At 69.2% G+C, this 21,266-nt stretch carries 20 protein-coding genes and 1 pseudogene; 10 read left to right on the forward strand and 11 right to left on the reverse strand.

The features are described 5' to 3' along the window. The first annotated feature begins 466 nt into the window (after positions 1-466). Positions 467-937, forward strand: a complete 471-nt coding sequence (locus ABT147_RS17350) for a hypothetical protein (RefSeq protein ID WP_033528466.1) — start codon at positions 467-469, stop codon at positions 935-937. 1,503 nt (positions 938-2,440) lie between these two features. Here ABT147_RS17350 and ABT147_RS17355 read toward each other — a convergent pair. From ABT147_RS17355 to ABT147_RS17375, 5 genes and pseudogenes are all read right to left on the reverse strand, one after another. Further along, positions 2,441-2,656, reverse strand: a pseudogene (locus ABT147_RS17355) (tyrosine-type recombinase/integrase); the annotation flags it as partial. A gap of 134 nt (positions 2,657-2,790) precedes the next feature. Beyond that, entirely contained in the window at positions 2,791-3,213 is a 423-nt protein-coding gene (locus ABT147_RS17360; protein ID WP_286254234.1) for a hypothetical protein, read from the reverse strand. 1,299 nt (positions 3,214-4,512) lie between these two features. Beyond that, positions 4,513-4,929, reverse strand: a complete 417-nt coding sequence (locus tag ABT147_RS17365; RefSeq protein WP_351406760.1) for a hypothetical protein — start codon at positions 4,927-4,929, stop codon at positions 4,513-4,515. A gap of 363 nt (positions 4,930-5,292) precedes the next feature. Next, complete coding sequence (locus ABT147_RS17370) at positions 5,293-5,787, reverse strand: DUF5959 family protein (RefSeq protein ID WP_351406762.1); 495 nt, start codon at positions 5,785-5,787, stop codon at positions 5,293-5,295. Between the two features lie 55 nt (positions 5,788-5,842). Continuing rightward, positions 5,843-6,136: a hypothetical protein gene (locus ABT147_RS17375; protein ID WP_351406764.1), complete on the reverse strand. Its 294-nt coding sequence runs from the start codon at positions 6,134-6,136 to the stop codon at positions 5,843-5,845. Positions 6,137-6,336: 200 nt separating this feature from the next. Here ABT147_RS17375 and ABT147_RS17380 point away from each other — a divergent pair, with 200 nt between their 5' ends. Continuing rightward, positions 6,337-6,897 (forward strand): hypothetical protein, encoded by a 561-nt coding sequence (locus ABT147_RS17380; protein WP_351406766.1) that lies wholly within the window; start codon positions 6,337-6,339, stop codon positions 6,895-6,897. Here the strand turns inward: ABT147_RS17380 and ABT147_RS17385 are convergent. From ABT147_RS17385 to phoU, 3 genes are all read right to left on the reverse strand, one after another. Beyond that, on the reverse strand, positions 6,881-7,180 hold the full coding sequence (locus ABT147_RS17385) for a hypothetical protein (RefSeq protein WP_351406768.1): 300 nt from the start codon (positions 7,178-7,180) through the stop codon (positions 6,881-6,883). The two genes, ABT147_RS17380 and ABT147_RS17385, sit on opposite strands and share 17 nt — an antisense overlap. 135 nt (positions 7,181-7,315) lie before the next feature. After that, positions 7,316-7,564 (reverse strand): SCO4226 family nickel-binding protein, encoded by a 249-nt coding sequence (locus tag ABT147_RS17390; RefSeq protein ID WP_351406770.1) that lies wholly within the window; start codon positions 7,562-7,564, stop codon positions 7,316-7,318. 733 nt (positions 7,565-8,297) lie between these two features. Further along, complete coding sequence (gene phoU, locus ABT147_RS17395) at positions 8,298-9,005, reverse strand: phosphate signaling complex protein PhoU (RefSeq protein WP_351406773.1); 708 nt, start codon at positions 9,003-9,005, stop codon at positions 8,298-8,300. A gap of 285 nt (positions 9,006-9,290) precedes the next feature. On the opposite strand from phoU, the gene phoR reads away from it, so the two are divergent. Together phoR and phoP are read left to right on the forward strand one after the other, a co-directional pair. Further along, positions 9,291-10,556 carry a two-component system sensor histidine kinase PhoR gene (phoR, locus tag ABT147_RS17400; RefSeq protein ID WP_351406775.1) on the forward strand — a complete coding sequence of 422 codons (1,266 nt, stop codon included), beginning with the start codon at positions 9,291-9,293 and terminating at the stop codon, positions 10,554-10,556. A 5-nt stretch (positions 10,557-10,561) separates the two neighbouring features. Next, positions 10,562-11,233, forward strand: a complete 672-nt coding sequence (phoP, locus tag ABT147_RS17405; RefSeq protein ID WP_010985401.1) for a two-component system response regulator PhoP — start codon at positions 10,562-10,564, stop codon at positions 11,231-11,233. A 115-nt stretch (positions 11,234-11,348) separates the two neighbouring features. Here phoP and ABT147_RS17410 read toward each other — a convergent pair whose 3' ends face one another. Then, a complete protein-coding gene (locus ABT147_RS17410; protein ID WP_351406777.1) occupies positions 11,349-12,050 on the reverse strand; it encodes a copper chaperone PCu(A)C in 702 nt (233 codons plus the stop codon). Positions 12,051-12,689: 639 nt separating this feature from the next. Between ABT147_RS17410 and ABT147_RS17415 the strand changes: the two genes are divergently transcribed. From ABT147_RS17415 to ABT147_RS17440, 6 genes are all read left to right on the forward strand, one after another. Beyond that, positions 12,690-13,172 carry a CarD family transcriptional regulator gene (locus ABT147_RS17415; protein ID WP_003953493.1) on the forward strand — a complete coding sequence of 161 codons (483 nt, stop codon included), beginning with the start codon at positions 12,690-12,692 and terminating at the stop codon, positions 13,170-13,172. A 369-nt stretch (positions 13,173-13,541) separates the two neighbouring features. Beyond that, complete coding sequence (gene ispD, locus ABT147_RS17420) at positions 13,542-14,306, forward strand: 2-C-methyl-D-erythritol 4-phosphate cytidylyltransferase (RefSeq protein WP_351406779.1); 765 nt, start codon at positions 13,542-13,544, stop codon at positions 14,304-14,306. Then, the gene (ispF, locus tag ABT147_RS17425; RefSeq protein WP_351406781.1) at positions 14,296-14,814 is read left to right on the forward strand and encodes a 2-C-methyl-D-erythritol 2,4-cyclodiphosphate synthase; all 519 of its coding nucleotides are present in this window, start codon (positions 14,296-14,298) and stop codon (positions 14,812-14,814) included. The genes ispD and ispF overlap by 11 nt, the downstream gene beginning before the upstream one ends. Before the next feature lie 168 nt (positions 14,815-14,982). Continuing rightward, positions 14,983-16,386: a cysteine--tRNA ligase gene (gene cysS / locus ABT147_RS17430; RefSeq protein WP_351406783.1), complete on the forward strand. Its 1,404-nt coding sequence runs from the start codon at positions 14,983-14,985 to the stop codon at positions 16,384-16,386. Positions 16,387-16,533: 147 nt separating this feature from the next. Continuing rightward, entirely contained in the window at positions 16,534-17,475 is a 942-nt protein-coding gene (gene rlmB, locus ABT147_RS17435) for a 23S rRNA (guanosine(2251)-2'-O)-methyltransferase RlmB (protein ID WP_351406786.1), read from the forward strand. Between the two features lie 121 nt (positions 17,476-17,596). Next, entirely contained in the window at positions 17,597-19,360 is a 1,764-nt protein-coding gene (locus ABT147_RS17440; protein WP_351407106.1) for a DoxX family protein, read from the forward strand. A gap of 280 nt (positions 19,361-19,640) precedes the next feature. Here the strand turns inward: ABT147_RS17440 and ABT147_RS17445 are convergent, their stop codons facing one another. After that, on the reverse strand, positions 19,641-20,372 hold the full coding sequence (locus ABT147_RS17445; protein ID WP_351406788.1) for a nucleotidyltransferase family protein: 732 nt from the start codon (positions 20,370-20,372) through the stop codon (positions 19,641-19,643). A 363-nt stretch (positions 20,373-20,735) separates the two neighbouring features. Next, on the reverse strand, positions 20,736-21,185 hold the full coding sequence (locus ABT147_RS17450; protein ID WP_351406790.1) for a hypothetical protein: 450 nt from the start codon (positions 21,183-21,185) through the stop codon (positions 20,736-20,738). Positions 21,186-21,266 lie beyond the last annotated feature (81 nt).

Genomic DNA, 21,266 nt, shown 5'->3' on the forward strand with positions numbered 1-21,266 from the left:
CTACCTCACCCCGCTGGAGATCAGGCAGCGACACGAACAAGGACACGCCCTCACAGCGTAAGCATCGAGTGTCCAGCATCACGGGGAAACTTCACTGCGGGCCTTCTCCTTCTACGCGCCATCCCAGAAGGCTGCGTCCCCGGGCCCGAACCCAAACGCGGGGCGCGCAAACCGCGCCGCTGACGTCAGCTTCGTTCGCAAGGCAGACCGGTGGGCTGAGAGTGAGGTCACCAACCACCGCACCGGGTACTGCCCAGACGTCACCTCCTGGCCGACCGTCGCTCGCGTCCTGGAAGATCTGGGGCTCGGTCGGCTGGCGGCGGCAGCCGAATCCGGACGTTGTCACGGCTGCGCAACAGCACCGCACGCCCCACGGTTCACCCCGGATTCCCGGCTAGCGTTCCCGTCGCCAACGCTGGAGACCCGGCGGCCGTCCAACGGCCGCGGGACATTGGAAGGGAACCTCATGAGGCTCAAGCAACTCGGCCGGATCGGTACGGCTGGTGGGCTCACCGTCGCAGCGGTGGGCGCATCGATCGTCTTCACACCGTCCATGGCGTCCGCGGACAGCACCTGGGAGTGCTACGGCAAGCAGGTCAAGCGCTGTGCGACCGTATGGTGGGACGACGAGGCCGACACATACCGGGCACGGGCGAAGATCACCGACGTCGCTGGCGGTGGCAACTACACGGTCGCGGTCAACGACGTGAAGCTCCTGCGCTTCAACGGCACCAGGACGCTGACGGTGAAGTCCGCCAAGGACGACGACGGCTGGCACCGCACCCAAGACCTGGCAGGCACCTCGTCGGTCAACCCGTGCAGGTGGCCGACGAACAGTTTCCAGGTACAGGCGAAGTTCACCTGGAAGAAGCAGGGCGGGACCGCGAGCACCAAGACCTGGCGCCCCGAAATGGGCTGGGGCCACGCCTGCAACTGACCGTCTCCGCTCCGGTTCCCTGCCCGAAGCGAACCATCGCGCTCTCGCTCCGGCCGGGGGCACCTGCCCACCGCCCCTGGCCGGTCCCCGTACGCACGCATTGAGGACACGGTCATCACCTCCTGATCCCCCGCGCTGCGATGTCCCCGCCGGCCGCGCTCAGCGAGGAGAGCCAACGACCTGCTTCGCGTCCATTTCAGCCACGCCGACCCGGCCCGAATCTTGGATCGCCGCCATACCCGACACGCTCTAGGACATCGCGTCGAGCCAACACCGGCACATGCCACGGAAAGGGCGCCGGGCCACGGCCACGCTTGATGCCAACAGTCACATGATCAACAGGTTTTGTTAGAAACAGTTAGCGCGGGCGAGGACGAAGAGACCACCCCGGCGGCGCAGGGGTGGTCTCTTCACGTCCGGACCGTCTCAGGGCTGACACCGGCCTGACGCGTCAGACGCGTCTGACGCAGTGACCGGCCCAACGCGCGGGTCATACGTGCGCGCGAGGGCTGTCAGACGCGTCTGACACCCGCCTGACGCGTCAGGCCCTACAGGCGCCCAGTGTCCACAGCGTCCGCACCCGCCCCTTACTAAGAGCAGGCCGTGACCTGCGAAGACCAGCTCTTAGTAGCGGGGGGTGGTCGGACGCTGCGGACACTGGCGGACGCTACACATTTTGTTTAGCGTCCACAGGAACAGTGCAGGTCAGAGGCGGTACTAGAGACCCGCCGAACGCTGCGGACGCTGTCTTCCCCCAACTCTCTAGTAATGGGAGTAGGGACGGCTTTTCAGGCGGGGGGAGGAGCACGGTGGGTACGGCCGTCCTGCCTCCTGAAAAGCCCTCAGAGGCTCCCCGGAGCGGTGGAGGCCCGGACGGCGCCCGCTGGTCTGCCGCCTGCCGCTTGGAAGGCCCCGAGGACGGCATTCCAGGCGGGCGGGCAGGAGTCCGCCCCCCCTGGACTGCCGTCCTCGGACGCGTATGGGGCAGGTGTCAGAGCCGGGTGTCAGAGGGTGTCAGAGCGGGTGACACCCGCGTTTGCCTAGGGGTTTGGGTGTCAGAGGCCCCTGACTGTCAGAGGGTGTCAGGCGGCCGTCAAGCCGGGGCGAGGCTTCCGGGTGCGATGTCCTGGCGGCACGTCGCCAATGTGGCACGCGACAGACGCGGGTGGGCGCCGAAAGACGCGCGGCCGTAGGCCGCTCCTTCTAGCTCTTCCCCACACGACGGCAGACGGCCCGCTCCGGCGGCCCGCCCCGATAGCGGCAGATCGGGCCCCGTCGCTGGGCCCTCTGTGGGCCCTCCGACGACGACCAACGACGACAGGCAACGACCACCAACGACCGCTTGATGGCAGGTCAGTTGAGGTACGCACCCCTCTGACCAGGGCCGAAAAACGGGCCCCCCAGACCCAGGGAAAGAAGAAGTAGGTTTTGTGATCATGCCCCTGAGCTGCGCATACGGCGCGACTCAGGGGCGTTTTCATGCCATGGAACCTCTCTGGAACCTCAGTCCCTGTGATCCTGCGGCCGGAGAGCCTGTCCGAGAGCCTTTCGGGCCCGTTCCCGGCTGCTCGGCATGAGGTGCGCGTACACCTTCAGCGTCAGCCCTGGGTCCGAGTGACCGAGGTACTCCGCGAGGGCCTTGATGCTCTCCCCGGCGTCCAGGAGCACGGACGCGTAGAAGTGCCGCAGCGCGTGCATGCCGTGCTCGCGGGCGGCGGCCGCCCTAGCCGCTGGGCTCCGTCGCGCGCTTCCGCTGGTCTACCCGAAGTGTGGCGCTGACCGGTAGGCGGGCGTGATGGGCAGGTGAGAGGTGATGTGACGCGGCGTCACAGCGGGTCTGCCTGCCCGGAGTTCTACGACGTCGGCTGAGCCGGGCGCCGGCCCGCCTTCTCGAAGTTGCAGTCGAGCCCGGCGTCAGGGTCGACGATGAGCCGCAGGCGTAGCTCGCTCCCGTCGGGGACGTAATCCAGTGACTGGATGCGGTTGCCCAGCTTCAGGTCGAGGGTCTGCGGGGTGACACCCTCGACGCCCTCGAAGAGGTACCACTCGCCAGTGCCGTCGACCCGCCGTGGCTCATTTTCTATGCCGTCGGTGTGGACAAGGAACTTCGTGGCACTGACGGTGCCGTCCGCGGCGAGGTCGAGCGTGGCCCCCGTCCCCGCGCAGTCCCCCTTCCAGTGGCCGATGACCTGGTTTCTGGTGACGGGCGGGAGGTCCTCGTCGTCCGCCGGGCCGCAGGCCGTGGCCAGTGCGAGAACCAGTGCGGCGCCTGCCACGTGCGACGGTCTTCCGCGAAAGGCGACCATCAGCGTTGCTCCCTCGTTTTTCGGTGACGGGCGGGAGGTCCATGCCCGCCGCCGCGACGCAGGCTGTGGCCAGCGTGAGAAAAACCTACCGTTGGGATACTTGTTCCCTGGTGTCCGGGCTAGGACCGGGGCCCTTCTGGGCGGGTGTGCCGCCCTCGTCGCAGCGGATCTGCCTAGGGGTTTGGGTGTGACGCGGCCATCACGTGTGACGGTGTGACGAGACGTCGGGCGGGAGCTCCCGAGTGCTCGGGCGCTTGTCGTCTCGCTTGTCGCTTGTCGCATCCCAGGTCAGAGCACGTTCTTCGGCCCTCTGAGGGGCCCGAGGCCCCATCGGCCGGTGTTACGAGCAAGAAGAGCACGCCATGGCGCGCGGTGCTCCTCTTGCTCGCAGCGCGAGCCCGACTTGGCGCGGCTGAGGACGAAGACCACCCGGCGGCGCGGGGGTGGTCTCTTTTCCTTCGGACTGCCGCAGCGTCCGCAGCGTCCTCACCCGCCCCTTACTAAGAGCACGCCGTGACCTGCGGAAACCTGCTCCTAGTAACAGGCGGTGGCCGGACGCTGCGGACACTGGCGGACGCTACACATTTTGTTTAGCGTCCACAGGAACAGTGCAGTTCAGAGGCGGTAAGAGAGGACCGGCGGACGCTGGGGACGCTGTTTTCCCTCAACTCTCTAGTAGTGGGAGGAGGGACGGCTTTTCCGGCGGGGGCAGGGGCGCGGTGGGCACGGCCGTCCTGCCCCCTGCGGAAAAGCCTCCAGAAGCCCCCGGAGCGGTAGAGGCCCGACGGCGCGCCCGCTGGTCTGCCGTCTGGCCCTTGGAATGCCGTCCTCGGACGCGTACGGGGCAAGGTGTCAGGCCGGGGTGTCAGAGGGTGTCAGCGTCAGGTGTCAGGCGGGTGTTAGAACGGGTGACACCCGCGTTTGCCTAGGGGGTTGGGTGTCAGGGGGCCGTAACGGCGTCAGGTGTCAGACGACCGTCAGGGCGGGGTGAGGCGTCTCGATGCGATGCTCTGGCGGTACTTCGCCGACATCGCACGCGACGGATGCGGGTGGGCGCCTCGAAGACGCGCGGCCGTAGGCCGCTCCTTCTTGCCCTTCCTCCCCCGGCGCGCCGACACGCTCATGCCCTTGTCGCTTGTCGCTTGTCGTGACAAGACGGGACCGTACTGCAGGGGTAGTCCGGAGCAGGCTCTGACCTGCGAGCCGACAAGCGACAAGACAAGCGACAAGTGGACCAGGCCCGTGGGTTAGCCCGGGCACGGCGAGGGACTACGATCTGACGATTTCTTGCCGGAGCTGGTGGGTGTAGCGACGCAGGAGGTCTAGCGTCTCTCGGAACTCGGCCCGGCGGTCGTCCCTGCCGTCGGTGGGCCGGGTGCTCCAGACCCGACGCGCGAGAGCATCGGCGAGATCGACGGTGTCGCTGGCACAGAGCAGGTAGAGGGCTGAGCGTGCTTCCTGCATCTGGTTCGCCAACTCGTTGGCTCCGGGACCGTCGTCACTCAGTTGTGTTTCCTTCAGGTAGTCCAGCAGCTGAACTACGGCCGTGTTGAAGCCGATCCCCGCTTTGAGCTTCTGCTCGCGGAGCCACATGCGGTCCTGTCGGCGCGCGGTGAACCACGAACCGAACACCGCCCCTATGAGGCCGATAGCGGCCCCGATGGCCACGGCCAGGATGTTCTCCACGGTCAGCTCCCCCCGACCTACAGCACCGCCAGGCTACAGAGGCCGCCGGAGGCGCCGGACTCGACGATCACCCTCACATGCCAAGCGTTCGGTGATCCGAACGAAGCGGCCTAGTCCCGGAACCTCTCTGGCACCTCCGAGGACGACCAACGACGACAGACAACGACCACCAACGACGGGTCGAACGCAGGTCAGTTGGGGTAACTAGCCCCCTGACCAGGGCCAAAAAACGGGCCCGCCAGACCCAGGGCAAGAAGAAGTAAGCAGCGCCGAACAAGCCCCCTACCTGCGAGTTCTCTGCTGGTAGGGGGCTTTGTGGTGGGGCTGGGCCGTCCCTGGGCCGTCAGTTGCTTGGCCGGGCCGTCAGGCGTTTCCGGCACGCCGCCATTCGTAGGCACCAGGTGATGTCTCGATGACCTCGCGAGGGAAGACCTCGCGCACTCGGGCGAGTAGGTCACGCTGCTCGCCGGCCCATGTTCCCGATGGTGCGAACAGCGGGACAGTGACCGTGACCCCTGACGACGGCCCGTCGTGAACAGACACACAGAGACCGCGGCTTTCGTCAGGCTTGAACTTCATCGAGGGAGTCCGCCCGGAGTTGAGCCACATGGCGAATCGACCGGACTCCAGGATCGTCAAGACGTCCTCCCAGTCCTCCAGGTCCTCAGGGAGGAGAGTCACTGAGAAGGTGGCGTTGACGGAGTCCGCCACGATGACGATCTCGCAGTCGAGGAGGTCGTGGCCGGTCAGGATTCCAGGCTGATGTCGGCCCACGACGCGCACGGAGACACTGTGACCGCTGGTGCCGGGTCTGTCGGCCAAGTGGATCAGATCGACGACGCCATCCGTGGAGTCCATGGTTTCCCTCCCGAAGTAACCAGGTCCGAGCATCCTGCCGCACCGCCCACAGACCTCACGGTTCGGGGCTCAGGCCCGCCACACGGCCCGTGACGTCCGCCACCTTCCACGGCAAGGTGATCTCGACCGGCGGGAACCGCTTTAGAGCAGCGTTCTTCCGAAGCCATCGCATCATGGGTACATGAGGCTGCAAGGCGAACCAGTGGTGGCGGTCAGGGCGTTGCTGTTGAACGAGCTGCGGTTCGATCCAGACGCCGTTTACGAGTTGGACCGTCCCATGCTGCTCCTCACTGGAGACCAGGTTCACCGCCAAGGCCAGCAAGTGGTCATCAAGCGTGCAGCCGGACACACGGAGAGACCAGCCGGCCACTGGGAGCCGTGGTGCTGGGAGTGGCGCCTCCTCTGAAGACTGAGTTGAGGCAGCCGCGCTCTGGACACCGCACAACAAGCGCACCAGAACGAGCGGGGAACAGAGGGGAATCACGTGAAGGGAGCGGGGCACTGCCGCACCGCGCCTGAGTTCATAAGTTCATCCTGGAGGAGGGGGAGATGTCGTCTCTAGGGATCACATGGACGTTGGGCAGTCACGGCTGGGCGAGCGTCAAGGTGGCTGATGATCATGGCGAGGCGGAGGCCATCGCTTCTTACATCACGGACGCGCCCGAGGAGTTCCTCTACGCCGTTGCCCGGCTCGTCCTCGGTGACGAGGACACACGCGCCGAGTTTGAGGGAGAGCCACAGGTGTACCGGTGGGTCTTCCACAGAGACGGATCTGTGGTCGATGCCCGTCTGGTCCTGGCCGACGACGCCAAAGCTCCTGAAAGCTCAGGGGTAGTTCTTTGGTCAGGCCGCCACACCGTCACCGCACTCGGGCGGTCCACTGTCCGGGCCTTCGATCGGATTGACTACGAGCAGGGCGAGGAAGGCTACGAAGCCCGATGGGGCCGGCCGTTTCCCCGAACCGAACTCGAAGCTCTGCGAACCGCGATGCGGTCGCACCAGAGAGCCACAGCTGCCAACGGCACCCCCTCAGTAACCACTGCCGGACAAGAGCCCCCTCCCCGCGAGCCCGCCGCAGGCAGGGGGCTCGTTGCTAGGCCGCGCCGTTGATGTCGGGTGCGATGAAGCGGCGGTGGAGGGAGTTGATCGTGGTGTTGGGGGTGCCCGTGAGGGCGGCCTTCTGGATGGCGGGGGCCAGGCGTTCCGCGAAGAAGGTTTCGAAGGCTTCCTGGGACTCCCAGACGTCGGTCACGTGGAGGCCCTGGTCGTCGAACCAGGCCACGTGGATCTGGCCGCCGGCCGCCGGGATCTCCTCCCAGTCGACCGCGTCCCGCACGGTGTCGTACTGCTCCGGAGTCACCTCAGGCCAGTGCATGGACATCACAATGGACATGCGCAATCCCCCTTTGTGCCGGTACCCGTATCGGCATGGGGATCGTTCCATCCGCCGGGGCTCGCCCGGCAGGGCGTGTGGAGGTGCGGCGCGACTGCCGGAAGCGCTCGCGCGCTTGTTGCTCGTTCGCTCGCCCTAGATCGTCAGGGGCACCGGGTGGATCTCGTCCGCCTTGTGGCCGGCGCGTTCGTGGATGCGCTGGACGGCTTCGGCGGACGGGGCCTCGGAGAGGCAGTAGACGGTGCCGGACTGGGGGTCGGCCCAGGCGCGCTCGAAGTGGACGTTCTCGTCCTTCTCTATGTCGAGGTCGGCCTTGTGGGCGGCGTGCAGCTGGTCCTCGGTGATGCCCTTCATCCCGTGGTGGACGTCCATGAACTTGGTCATCGCTCGCGCCTCCTCATTCCTTCCGCCCCCTTGCTCCCCTTGCTCTCCCCTTGCGCTCCTTTTCGCTTCCTCGCTCTCCCTCTCTCCTTTCATGCTGCGCCCGTACGGCCGTCCGGGCGACCCCGCGGAGGAACGGCGTCGCCGTCCGGAGCCCGGCGCACACATGAGTGAAGGGGACCCGTCACAAGTGACAGGCCCCCTTCTCCTGCGTATGCCCACTACGCCACGTGCGCCATGTACGCCATGTACGCCCGCTACGCCACGTACGAGAGCGACCGCGTACCAGTCACCCGCACTGGCACGGGTTCCCGGACTGGCACCCGCACGCGCATCCAGAGCCGCAGCCGCAGGCGCCGAAGAGGGGCAGGGTCTTGATGTCGGTGGGCTGATGGGTGTCCCGGACCTGTGTCGGGTCCGGGGTGCTGGGGCTGGAGCTGGCGGGGGATTCGGCCATGGTCCCTCCTCGAAGGCAGCAAAGGCGTCAAAGGCGACTGGAGGCGGCAAGCGCGGCATGGGCAGCGCACGCAGCAAGGCCGTACGGCATCGGATCAAGGCCGTACGGCATCGAACGCCGATGCCCGTGCCCCTTGGTCGCCCCATTGCACGCCCGTTCGGCCGGGCGCATCAACGGCGCATGGAGGCGTCCACACGCCCCGCCGGACCATCCAGCGCCGGAGCCCGGGCCACCGAGCCCGGCCACGCACCGCCCGCCGAAGCCCCCCGCCGGGGAGACCTACGCCTCCTCCACCCCCGCGATCGGCTGAACAGGCTGCACCGGCTGGATGTCCGCCTGCAGCTCGTCCGCGTGCTCGCCCGTCACCAGGTACACCACACGCTTGGCGACGGACACGGCGTGGTCGGCGAAGCGCTCGTAGTAGCGGCCGAGGAGGGTGACGTCGACGGCGGTCTCGATGCCGTGCTTCCAGCGGTCGTCCATGAGGTGCTGGAAGAGGGTGCGGTGGAGGAGGTCCATCGCGTCGTCGTCGCTCTCCAGCTGGAGCGCGAGGTCGACGTCCTTGGTGATGATGACCTCGGCGGCCTTCGCCATCAGACGCTGGGCGAGCTGGCCCATCTCCAGGATCGTGGCGTGCAGGTCGCGCGGGACCGTGTGCTCGGGGAAGCGGAGCCGGGTCAGCTTGGCCACGTGCTGGGCGAGGTCGCCGGAGCGCTCCAGGTCGGCCGACATGCGCAGCGACGTCACGACGATCCGGAGATCCGTCGCCACCGGCTGCTGCCTCGCCAGCAGGGCTATCGCGCGGGCTTCCAGGTCGTGCTGCAGGTCGTCGACCTTCTTGTCGGCCTCGATCACGCTCTCGGCCAGCTTCAGGTCGGCGTCGAGCATCGCCGTCGTGGCGCGCCCGATAGCCGACCCGACCAGTCGGGCCATCTCGACCAGGCCCTCACCGATCGAGTCAAGTTCCTCGTGGTACGCGTCCCGCATCAGGGTGTCCCTCTCTTACGTACGTCTGCTCGTGGGTAACCAGAAAAGCCCTGCCGAAAGCCGTTCCGCCAGGCCAGGACGACCGAACGCCGACTGAACACCGACGGTGAACGGTGACCGGGGGCCCGGATGAACCCCACGCTCCCACGTTCCGGCCCGTACGCGTCCGTTTCAGCCATCTCAAATGAACCAACACTGGCTCCAAGGTGAACTCTGGGCGACGAGTGTTCGAGGTCGCCCTCCGATCGCTGTGGGGATGTCCGACCTCGTGCCTAACCTGGATGCATGGACGTGAACGCGGCGGTCGCCGCAGCGGCAGCGATCGCCGGAGTACTTACCGGCGTCATCGCCATGCTGGCGTTCCGTGTCAGCGAGCGCGAGCAGAAGCGTCCCACCAGAACCTCTCTGCACACGGACCCGGTGCTGCCGCCGGGCGTCGACACCGTGCTGTCCGTGCTCCGCTCCTCCGCCGTCGTGCTCGACGAGGCCGACGCCGTCGTCAAGGCCAGCTCCGCCGCGTACGCCCTCGGTCTGGTGCGCGGGGGAAAGCTCGCCGTCGAGCCGATGTCCAAGATGGCCCGCGACACCCGCCGGGACGGCGAGATACGACAGGTCGAGCTGGACCTGCCCCGGCGCGGCACGGGACGCGGCGAGGCGCTCGCCGTCTCCGCGCGCGTCGCCCCGCTGGGCTCCCGGCTCGTGCTGCTCCTCGTCGAGGACCTCACCGAGGCCCGCCGGATAGAGGCCGTACGACGGGACTTCGTCGCCAACGTCAGCCATGAGCTGAAGACGCCCGTCGGTGCGCTCTCCCTCCTCTCCGAGGCCGTCATGGGGGCGTCGGACGACCCCGAGGCGGTGGAACGGTTCGCCGGGCGTATGCAGATCGAGGCCACCCGGCTCACCAACCTCGTGCAGGAGCTCATCGACCTCTCCCGGGTGCAGAACGACGACCCGCTGGAGGACGCCGAGCCCGTCCGGGTGGACGAGCTGGTCGCCGAGGCCGTCGACCGCTGCCGCCACCAGGCCGGCACCAAGCAGATCACCATGGCCGCCGGTGGCACCGCCGAGCTGCGCGTCTGGGGCAACCGGGGCCAGCTCGCCGCCGCCCTCGGCAACCTCGTAGAGAACGCCGTCAACTACTCCCCGGCCCGCACCCGCGTGGGCATAGCCGCGCGCCGGGTGACCGCGCCCGGCGGGGACCATATCGAGATCGCCGTGACCGACCAGGGCATCGGCATCTCGGACAAGGACAAGGAGCGCATCTTCGAGCGCTTCTACCGCGTGGACCCGGCCCGTTCCCGCCAGACCGGCGGTACGGGTCTCGGTCTCGCGATCGTCAAGCACGTGGCCGCCTCGCACGGCGGGGAGGTCACGGTGTGGAGCTCGGAGGGACAAGGCTCCACGTTCACCCTCAGGCTGCCGGAGGCGGGCGCGTCCCGCGACCGCGCGGACCCGCACCCGGACCTCGACGACGAGGACGGACAGCCTCACCCCGACCCATCCCCGTACGGACCGTACGACCCGCTTCCCGCCCCGGAGGTCCTTCCGTGACCCGAGTGCTCGTCGTCGAGGACGAGGAGTCCTTCTCCGACGCCCTGTCCTACATGCTCCGCAAAGAGGGCTTCGAGGTCGCCATCGCGACCACCGGGCCCGACGGCCTCGACGAGTTCGAGCGCAACGGAGCCGACCTCGTCCTCCTCGACCTGATGCTGCCCGGCCTGCCGGGCACCGAGGTCTGCCGTCAGCTGCGCGGCCGTTCCAATGTCCCGGTGATCATGGTGACCGCCAAGGACAGCGAGATCGACAAGGTCGTGGGCCTGGAAATAGGAGCCGATGACTATGTCACCAAGCCCTTCTCCTCCCGCGAGCTCGTCGCCCGTATCCGGGCCGTACTGCGCCGCCGCGGCGAGCCCGAGGAGGTCACCCCGGCCGCGCTGGAGGCCGGCCCCGTCCGTATGGACGTCGACCGTCACGTGGTCACTGTCTCGGGCTCCAAGGTCGACCTCCCCCTCAAGGAGTTCGACCTGCTCGAAATGCTGCTGCGAAACGCGGGCCGCGTCCTGACCCGTATGCAGCTCATCGACCGCGTCTGGGGCGCCGACTACGTGGGCGACACCAAGACCCTCGACGTCCACGTCAAGCGCCTCCGCGCCAAGATCGAGCCGGACCCGGGTGCCCCGAGGTACCTGGTGACGGTGCGCGGCCTCGGCTACAAGTTCGAGCCGTAGGCCGAGGGTCCGCGGTCACGCCGCAGGTCTGCCGTCACGGGTTCGCCGTACGCCGAAGGGCGGCACCCCCTCTCAGGGGTGCCGCCCTTCGGCGTACGTACGGGTGCGGCGGGGCTCAGTGGCCCGCGGTCTCCTCGGAGGCCCCGCTGGAGGAGGACGGGGAGGCCGTCGAGCCGGCGGCGGTGCCCTCCTCCTCGGTGGTGCCCTCCTCGGCGGACGGCGAGCCCGTGCCGGACGGCGACGGGGAGCCGGTGGTCTCCTCGGACGGCGCGGCGGAGGTGGCGGGGGCCTCGGGGATGTCGCTCGGGCCCCACTTCTCGAAGTAGTGCTCGGCGGGGACCACGAAGGCGCGCAGGCCGACCTCGCCGGTCTCGCTGAAGCTGAAGGTCACCTGCTGGGCGTTGCCGTCCTTGACCGTGTCGGTGACGTCCGTCAGGACCGCGGAGGCGTTGCCCTCGCCGCCCAGGATCACGGAGCCGCCGGCCGGGACGACGACCTTGCCGCCCTTGCCCTCGCCCTTGGCGGGCGTCAGCTCGGCGGAGCCGGCGCCGTCCACGGTGACGGAGTCCAGGATCTGGTCGGTCGTGGCGGTGTTGAAAAGCGTCGCGGACACCACGGCGGGACCCTTGGTCTCGGTACCGGGCTGGGTGACCACGATCGCGTTCTGAATCTTGATGTCGCCGACGCTGGTGGCCGCGTTGTCCGGCTTGATCTCCAGCGTCTGGGCGTTGTTGCCGGCGGCGCACGCGGCGAGTGAGGCGATCGAGAACGCGATGGCGGCGGCGGCGAGGGCGCCGCGTCGAAGGCTGCTGCTCACGGCGGCGGCAACTCCTAGAACGTGGGCGGTACGTGGTCTGTAGCGGCCTTAGGTTACCGAGCCGTTCCGCCGCCGCCGCACCCGACCCTCCCCAAGTCCCCGGCAAGTCACGGGAGGCACGCGAGCAAGTCACGGGAGGCACGCGAGGCAATTGGCGGAGCACCGCCCGCACGCCTGTCCGGCATTCACATAACCACCATCCGACTTGCCGCCGCCGGGCCCTGGATTTCCGCTCAGGAATGAGGGGAGGTAGGGGAAATCGATCAGCCGCCGGAACAGCCTCAGAACACGATCCGGTAACGGCGGAACAGGACCCCCGGATCGAACTCCTTGATCAATTCCGGATTCGTCTCGTACCCGACTCCGCTCACCGAACGGAGTAGCGTAAGTCGCACACTTGGGCTCGGACAAAGCGGGACGTTCGGTCGCTCGTGGAGCCCTCCGGATGCGTGTAACGTACGCGTTTCACTCCGCCCGGACAGCCGCTCCGACCTGCGAATACCCTCTTCCGTTCGGTCCCCGCAGCACGTTCCTGTCGCAGTTGTCAAGCCCCGAGATGCGCCCTGACCTGCGAAAACGCCATTCAGAACACGCCGTTTCCGTGTTACCCTGGATAGCCACGGAAGGGGTACCTGTCACATGACGTTCAAGGTTGGCGACACCGTGGTCTATCCCCATCACGGGGCCGCGCTGATTGAGGCCATCGAAACTCGCCAGATCAAAGGCGTGGACAAGACCTACTTGGTGCTCAAGGTCGCTCAGGGCGACCTGACGGTGCGTGTGCCAGCGGACAATGCGGAGTTCGTCGGCGTACGTGATGTGGTCGGTCAAGACGGCCTGGACCGGGTCTTCGAGGTGCTGCGCGCACCGTATGCCGAGGAGCCCACGAACTGGTCGCGTCGCTACAAGGCAAACCTGGAGAAGCTCGCCTCCGGCGATGTCATCAAGGTCGCGGAGGTTGTGCGCGATCTGTGGCGTCGAGAGCGTGAGCGCGGACTGTCCGCCGGTGAGAAGCGCATGCTCGCCAAGGCCCGCCAGATCCTGGTGAGCGAGCTCGCCCTCGCGGAGAACACGAACGAGGACAAGGCCGAGGCCCTGCTCGACGAGGTCCTCGCGTCCTGAACTGACTGCATCCTCGAACTGACCTGGGGCAGGCAGCCAGCCCGCTCAGCCGTTCAGTGCAGCAGCACATCGAAATGCCGCGGTGCCCGATGACGTACGTATTGTCGCCGGGCGCTGCGGCATGTTCGTACCCGGATGCCGTACGCCTGAATGGGGTCCCCGATACTTGGCGATACCCGGTATGCCCCGGTGCTCATCGGTACTTCGATTCGGTACTTCAGTACTGAACCACCGATTACTCGTACTTGGCGTGCCGGGCCCGGGCAGCTGGCTCGACCAGATGTCACGGAAGGGTCCGGTCAAGGTGTCGCGCCCGGCACGCTGTGGCCATACCCACGTAGGCCGAGCACACAAACCTGACAGGAACCGATGTCTGACGATTCGCGCCCTTCGCCTTCCGGAACCGGTACGGCAACCCGTACGGCGGCCGTGATTCCGGCCGCCGGCCGGGGCGTACGCCTCGGTCCGGGCGCCCCCAAAGCGCTACGCGCGCTGAACGGCACCCCGATGCTGATCCACGCGGTGCGGGCCATGGCCGCGTCCCGTGCCGTCTCCCTCGTGATCGTCGTGGCGCCGCCCGACGGCGCGCCCGAGGTCAAGACCCTGCTCGACGCGCACGCCCTGCCCGAGCGGACCGATTTCCTCGTCGTCCCCGGGGGCGAATCCCGCCAGGAGTCGGTGAAACTCGGCCTGGACGCCCTCCCTCCCGGCTTCGACATCGTCCTCGTCCACGACGCGGCCCGTCCGCTCGTGCCCGTCGACACGGTCGACGCCGTCATCGAGGCCGTACGGGACGGGGCGCCGGCCGTGGTGCCCGCGCTGCCGCTCGCCGACACGGTCAAGGAGGTCGAGCCCGCGGACGCGCCGGGTGCGCCGGAGCCGGTCGTCGCCACGCCGTCGCGGGCGCGGCTGCGGGCCGTGCAGACGCCGCAGGGGTTCGACCGGGAGACGCTGATCCGGGCGCACACGACGGTCACCGGGGAGGTGACCGACGACGCGAGCATGGTGGAGCGGCTCGGGCTGGGGGTCGTGGTCGTGCCCGGCCACGAGGAGGCGTTCAAGGTGACCAGGCCGCTGGATCTGGTGCTCGCGGAGGCGGTTCTGGCGCGCAGGAGGCTGAACGATGGGTTCTGAGACGACGCCGGTGGCCGTGCCGGGGGCCGTCGTGTTGCCGCAGGTCGGGATCGGTACCGACATCCACGCCTTCGAGGAGGGGCGGGAGCTGTGGTGCGCCGGGCTGAAGTGGGAGGGCGAGGGGCCGGGGCTGGCCGGGCACTCCGACGCGGATGTCGTGGCGCACGCGGCCTGCAACGCGCTGTTCTCCGCCGCCGGTCTCGGCGACCTGGGACAGCACTTCGGGACCGGACGGCCCGAGTGGTCCGGGGCCTCGGGGGTGACGCTGCTGGCGGAGGCCGCGCGGATCGTGCGGGACGCCGGGTTCGTGATCGGGAACGTGGCCGTGCAGGTGGTCGGGGACCGGCCGAAGATCGGGAAGCGGCGGGACGAGGCGCAGAAGGTGCTCTCCGAGGTCGTGGGCGCGCCGGTGTCGGTATCGGGGGCCACGACCGACGGGCTCGGGTTTCCCGGGCGGGGGGAGGGGCTGATGGCGGTGGCCACGGCTCTGGTTGTGCGGACGGGGTGACGTGAGCCGTTCGGGTGCGGGGGCGTCGTGGTTTCTCGCGCCGCTCCCCGCGCCCCTTCGATGGGCCTGCGGCCCTCGAAAGGGCGGCCGGTGTGCGTACGTCACGAATCTGTTGTCCTTGGGGGTAAGGGCTCGGGGCACGGCCGCTGGCCCACTACCCTGGGAAGCGTGACTATTCGCCTGTACGACACCAGCGCCCGGCAGATTCGTGACTTCGCCCCGCTCACGCCGGGTTGTGTCTCGATCTACCTGTGTGGCGCCACGGTGCAGGCGGCCCCGCACATCGGGCACATCCGGTCGGGGCTCAACTTCGACATCATGCGCCGGTGGTTCGAGTACCGCGGGTACGACGTGACGTTCGTCCGGAACGTCACGGACATCGACGACAAGATCATCGCGAAGTCGGCCGACCAGGGCCGCCCCTGGTGGTCGATCGGGTACGAGAACGAGCGCGCGTTCAACGACGGGTACGACGTGCTCGGTTGCCTGCCGCCGACCTACGAGCCGCGTGCCACCGGGCATGTGACCGAGATGGTCGAGATGATGCGCGGCCTGATCGAGCGCGGGCACGCGTACGAGGCCGACGGGAACGTCTACTTCGACGTGCGGTCGTTCCCCGAGTATCTGCAGCTGTCCAACCAGGAGCTCGACAACCTCCTGCAGCCCTCGGGCGAGGGAGAGACCGGGAAGCGCGATTCGCGTGACTTCGCCATGTGGAAGTCGGCGAAGCCGGGAGAGCCGACCTGGGAGACGCCCTGGGGACGCGGGCGCCCGGGGTGGCACCTGGAGTGCTCGGCCATGGCGCACAAGTACCTGGGCAGCGCCTTCGACATCCACGGCGGCGGCCTCGACCTGATCTTCCCGCACCACGAGAACGAGATCGCGCAGGCCAAGGCGTACGGCGACGACTTCGCCAAGTACTGGGTGCACAACGCCTGGGTCACCATGAGCGGCGAGAAGATGTCCAAGTCGCTCGGGAACAGCGTCCTGGTCTCCGAGATGGTCAAGCACTGGCGGCCCATCGTCCTCCGCTACTACCTGGGCACCCCGCACTACCGCTCGATGATCGAGTACAGCGAGGACGCCCTGCGCGAGGCCGAGTCGGCGTTCGCCCGTATCGAGGGGTTCATCCAGCGGGTCATCGAGAAGGCCGGCGGCGTCGTCGAGCCCGCGGCCGAGGTGCCGCCGGCGTTCGCCGAGGCGATGGACGACGACCTGGGGGTGCCGCAGGCGCTCGCCGTCGTCCACACCACGGTCCGGCAGGGCAACAGCGCGCTGGCCGCCGACGACAAGGAAGAGGCCGTGGCACGGCTCGCCGAGGTGCGGGCCATGCTCGGCGTACTCGGCCTCGACCCGTTGGACCCGCACTGGGCCGGTGACGGCGGCGACCGCGGCGAGGACCTCCACGGGGTCGTCGACACGCTCGTCGGACTGGTCCTCCAGCAGCGCGAGGCCGCCCGTGCCCGTAAGGACTGGGCCACCGCGGACGCCATCCGCGACCAGCTCAACCAGTCGGGTCTGGTCATCGAGGACAGCCCGGACGGCCCGCGCTGGACGCTCGGCCCGCGCTGAGCCGGACGAATCACCTCCGGTCACCTTGATCGATTGTGCCGCCCGGCCGTCCGGGCGGCACACTGCATTGAGCACACTTGATTCAGCGCACTTGATTGAGCGCACTTGATTACGTACACACGCACGCTTCGCAGAGACGGGTAGGTCATGGCCGCTAACAACCGCCGCATGTCCGGCAAGAAGGGCGCGCAGGTCGGCAGTGGCGGCCAGCGGCGCAAGGGTCTCGAGGGCAGGGGCCCGACCCCGCCCGCCGAGATGCGCAAGAAGCACAAGGCGAACCGCATCGCCAACGCCAAGGCGAAGCAGGCCGCACGCCGCCCCACGCCGCGTGGCCGGGGCGGCAAGGGCACGTCCGAGATGGTCGTGGGCCGCAACCCGGTCGTCGAGGCGCTGCGCGAGGGCGTGCCCGCCTCCACGCTCTACGTCCAGCAGTTCATCGACAACGACGAGCGGGTCCGTGAGGCGCTGCAGCTCGCGGCCGAGCGCGGCGGCATCAACCTCATGGAGGCGCCGCGGCCCGAGCTGGACCGCATGACCAACGGGCTCAACCACCAGGGCCTCGTCCTCCAGGTCCCGCCGTACGAGTACGCGCACCCCGAGGACCTGGTGAACGCCGCGTTCGACGAGGGCGAGGACCCGCTGATCGTCGCCCTCGACGGGGTGACCGACCCGCGCAACCTCGGCGCCGTCGTCCGGTCCGTCTCCGCGTTCGGCGGCCACGGCGTCGTCGTACCCGAGCGGCGCGCGGCCGGCATGACCGCCGGCGCCTGGAAGACGTCCGCCGGCACGGCCGCCCGTACGCCCGTCGCCCGCTGCACCAACCTCACGCGCGCGCTGGAGGCCTACAAGAAGGCCGGCGTCGTCGTGGTCGGCCTCGCCGCCGACGGCGAGGCCGAGATCGGCGACCTGGAGGCCCTCAGCGGCCCGGTCGTCATCGTGGTCGGCAGCGAGGGCAAGGGCCTGTCCCGCCTCGTCGGCGAGACCTGCGACCACCGGGTGCGGATTCCGATGCCGGGTGGGGCGGAGTCGTTGAACGCGGGTGTCGCGGCGGGAGTTGTGCTGTACGAGGCGGCTCGGCGCCGGGCGTAAAACGCGTCCTAGCTGGGGGTTCGGGATGTTCTGGATCTGTTCTGGATCACCTTGACGGGGTCCGGACAGATCGGGGCGGTCAAAGCAGTGTCCTAACGACACGTCACTCGGTTAGATGAGTGTGGACACCAGAACACCCCGCACACCCACGGGGGACCGTTCGTCGGGATTCGACTCGGGATTCGACGACGCTCCCGCGCTGAGCATGGTGAAGGTGCCGAGCGATCCGGCGCAGGTCATCGTCAACCACGCGAGTTTCCGCGTTCAGTTGGGCGTTTCCACGCGTGCGTCCCCGCGCATCGCACGGCACTTGAGCGCCTCCGACGAGACCACGCGCATCCCCGTCGTGGGCACGGCGGGGCGCTCCGGCGCGCCCGCCGCCGGGCGCCGGCGCGCGCCGGTCGTCTGGAGCGGAAAGTCCGCGCCGGACGACACCGGAGCCCACCGCCTCCTCCAGGCGGTACGCGGCGGCGTCGTCGGCGGTGCCCCCGACCCGCTGAGCGACACCGGCTCGACCCAGGTCATCCCCCGCGTCGACGGACCGGGCAGCGGTGGCTACGACACCGAGAGCGGCCGGTACGGCGACGAAAGCAGGCGCTACGGCGCCGACTTGACCGTCGAGACCGTCGAGACGCCCATCGTCGGCAGCCAGCGCACCCACGGCGACCACGCCGCCGACGGGACCCGGTTGCTGCCCACCATGCGCACGGTCGACAGCGCGTACGACGAACCCCGGTACGAGCAGGCGCGGTACGGCCAGGACGCCTACGCCGACGGGGAGTTCGCGGACTCGTACGACGGCGACGGCGACGGCGGCGAGGGCGGCGGCGAGCGGAGCGGGCGGCGGGCCGGCAACGAGCCCGTCCGGCACGCCTATTACCCCGGCCGCCGGATGAACCTCGGCGTGGTGCTGCTGCCGCTGCGCGTCTTCCTCGGCTTCATCTCCGTCTACGCCGGCATGGGCAAGCTCTGCGACCCGCACTACTTCGACGGCGGCAAGCGCGGCTCCATGGTGAAGTGGCTCAACACCCTTCACCCATGGGAAGTCGCCGAGCCACTGCGGCAGTTCGCCCTCGAACACCCGGTGGGCTCCGGGCTCGTCATCGCCTTCGCACAGGTCATCGTCGGTGTGCTGACCGTCCTCGGACTCTGGCAGCGGGTCGCCGCCGGCGTCGGGGCACTGCTGTCGGCCGCGCTGCTCGTCACGGTCAGCTGGAAGACCGTCCCCGTCTACGAGACGCCCGACATCATCTACCTCGCCGCCTGGTCCCCGCTGATCATCGCGGGCGCGCCGGTGTACTCCGTCGACGGGCGGCTCGCGGGCGGCGCCTGGCGCACGCTCGGGCCGCGCGCCGACATCTGGGAGCTGCGGCGCTACGTACTGCGCCGGGGCGCGCTGATCACCGCGATCGTCGTCGGGCTGACGCTGCTCGTGGGGTCCGTGCTCGGCGGGGCCGTACGGGACGCCGACCGCATCGTCGTTCCCGGGCCGGGGGAGGCGCCGCGCAACGAACTGCCGGGGTCGCCGCTGCCGGGTGAGCCGACGAAGCGGCGCGAGAACAGCCCCTCGGCGTCCAACTCGCCCACCGCGGGCGCGACTTCGGCGGAGCCTTCGCAGGAGGCGACTACGCCGGGGGCCACGCGGGACACCGGGGCGGTCACCGGGGGGGAGCCGAGTCAGACGCAGGGGGCGACGGCCGGGCAGGTGCCGCCGCGGCAGTCCTCGCCGGTTGAGCAGCAGGTGCCCAGTACGACTGCGGGGCCGAGCTCCAGTGGGGGTGCCTCCGGCGGGACGACCGGTGGGGCTACCGGGTCCACCGGGGGGTCTACCGGGGGGAGTTCCTCGGGTGGGCAGCCTGGGCTTGTTGGGGGGCTGCTCGGGTAGGTCGCGTCGGCTGTGCCGGCTGATGTGGAGATGGGCCCCGCGGGTTGGTTGCGGGGCCCATTGCCGTGCGTGCGGTGCGTTGTTCGGGGCGCCTGAGGGCTCGGGGGTGCGGGTGGGTTGGCGGGTGCGGGTGCGGGTGCGTTGGGGCTGGTCGCGCAGTTCCCCGCGCCCCTTGGGAGGAGGGGGCCGGGGGTTGTTCGGCGCCCTGATGCGGCTGCGGGCCTCAACGACCCGGCAACCTCCAACGCCCGCATCGACCCTCTAACGCCTCAGTGGTCCTCTAACGGCCCAGCGCCGCCAGTTCCTTCGCGGCCTCTGTCAGGTCCTTGGCCGTGTCGATGGCTCGCCAGTAGGCGCCCTGGGGGATGGGGAAGCCCGCGAGGCGGCGTTCTCGGGCCAGGCGGGGGAAGGTGGTGCGTTCGTGGTCGCCGAGGGTGGGGAGGAGGTCGGCGAAGTCGGGGGAGAAGACGTAGACGCCGGCGTTGATCTCGTACGTCGTGGGCGGGGCCTCGATGAAGTCCGTGACGCGGCCGAAGCCGTCCGTCTTCACCGCGCCCCAGGGGATACGGGGGCGGGCCAGGGCGAGCGTGGCGAGGGCGTCGCGTTCGGTGTGGAAGTCCGCCATGTCGCGGAGCGAGAAGCGGGTCCAGATGTCGCCGTTGGTGGCGTACCAGGGCTGGTCGGGGTGGGGGAGGTGGGAGGCGGCGTACTTGAGGCCTCCGCCGCGGCCCAGGGGTTCCGTCTCCACGACCGTGGTGACGCGGACCGGCAGGTCGGCCGAGTCCAGCCACTTCTGCAGGACATCGGCGAGATGGCCGCAGGAGACGACCACGTCGGTCACGCCCTCCTCGGCGAGCCAGGTGAGCTGATGGCCGATGATCGGGGTGCCCGTACCGGGGATCTCGACCATGGGCTTGGGCCGGTCGTCGGTGTACGGACGCAGCCGGGAGCCCTGGCCACCGGCGAGGACCACGGCTTGAACGGGGCGCGACGCGGCGTTCGGATCGGTCATGACCGAACTGTACGTGGCGCCCCGTTCGTGGGAGCACGGCCCTGGGATCGGTATACGGAGTGGAAGCGGGGCGGTATACGGGGGGCGAGCCCTGGACCCATGGACCCATGAAGCCCTGGAGCCCTGGAGCCCTTGGGGGTTCTGCGGAGCCGCTGGGGGATCCTGCGGAGCCGCTGGGATGGCTGGGGTGCTGGGGGGACGCCGGGGACGCCTCAGAGACTCCGGGAGGCGTCGGGGAGCCTCTGCGGCCCTGTGGAGCCCTCGGCGGCGCCCTGTGCGGCCCTCGGCTGTGCCGCGCGGCGTTCAGCCGTACTGGGAGGTCCTCAGCCGTACCGGGCAGTCCTCAGCCGTACTGGGCAGTCCTCAGCTGTACTGGGCGGCCACTCCTGTCGCGAAGGACGTGTCGCAGACCGGGCGGGCGAAGGACTGCGCGCGGGTGGGGCCGTAGGCGCGGACGGCGGCGCGGCCGAGGGCGCGGGCGATGGACGTGCAGTGCCTCGCCAGCGACGGCCGGCCGTTCACCGCCTGCTGGAGGTGGGTGAGGGCGACGCCCGGGTCCTCCTCCTGGAGCTCCACGAGGAGCTTGTCGCGCAGCACCTCGTGCGGGGCGCGGGTCTTGGCGCGCTGGGAGACCTCGGAGGCGGCGAGCACCGACTCCGCGGGCTCGGCGCCCGACCAGTTGACCCGGGTGACCGCGAGGGTGCCGGAGAGGACCATGACGACCGGCAGGACCAGGGCCAGGGAGCGGCCGATCCGGCGGGCGGGGCCGCGGCCGTGCCGCGTCCGTTGGGTGTGGGTGTGGGTGTGCTTCACGCGAGTGAGGGTAGCGCGGGGTAGTGATATGGCGACATTGGGTCACCGGTATGGGGGATGTCGAAGCGCCGTTTTCCGGGT

Origin of the sequence: Streptomyces sp. NPDC001868 (assembly GCF_040297125.1) — a bacterium.
Taxonomy (GTDB): Bacteria; Actinomycetota; Actinomycetes; order Streptomycetales; family Streptomycetaceae; genus Streptomyces.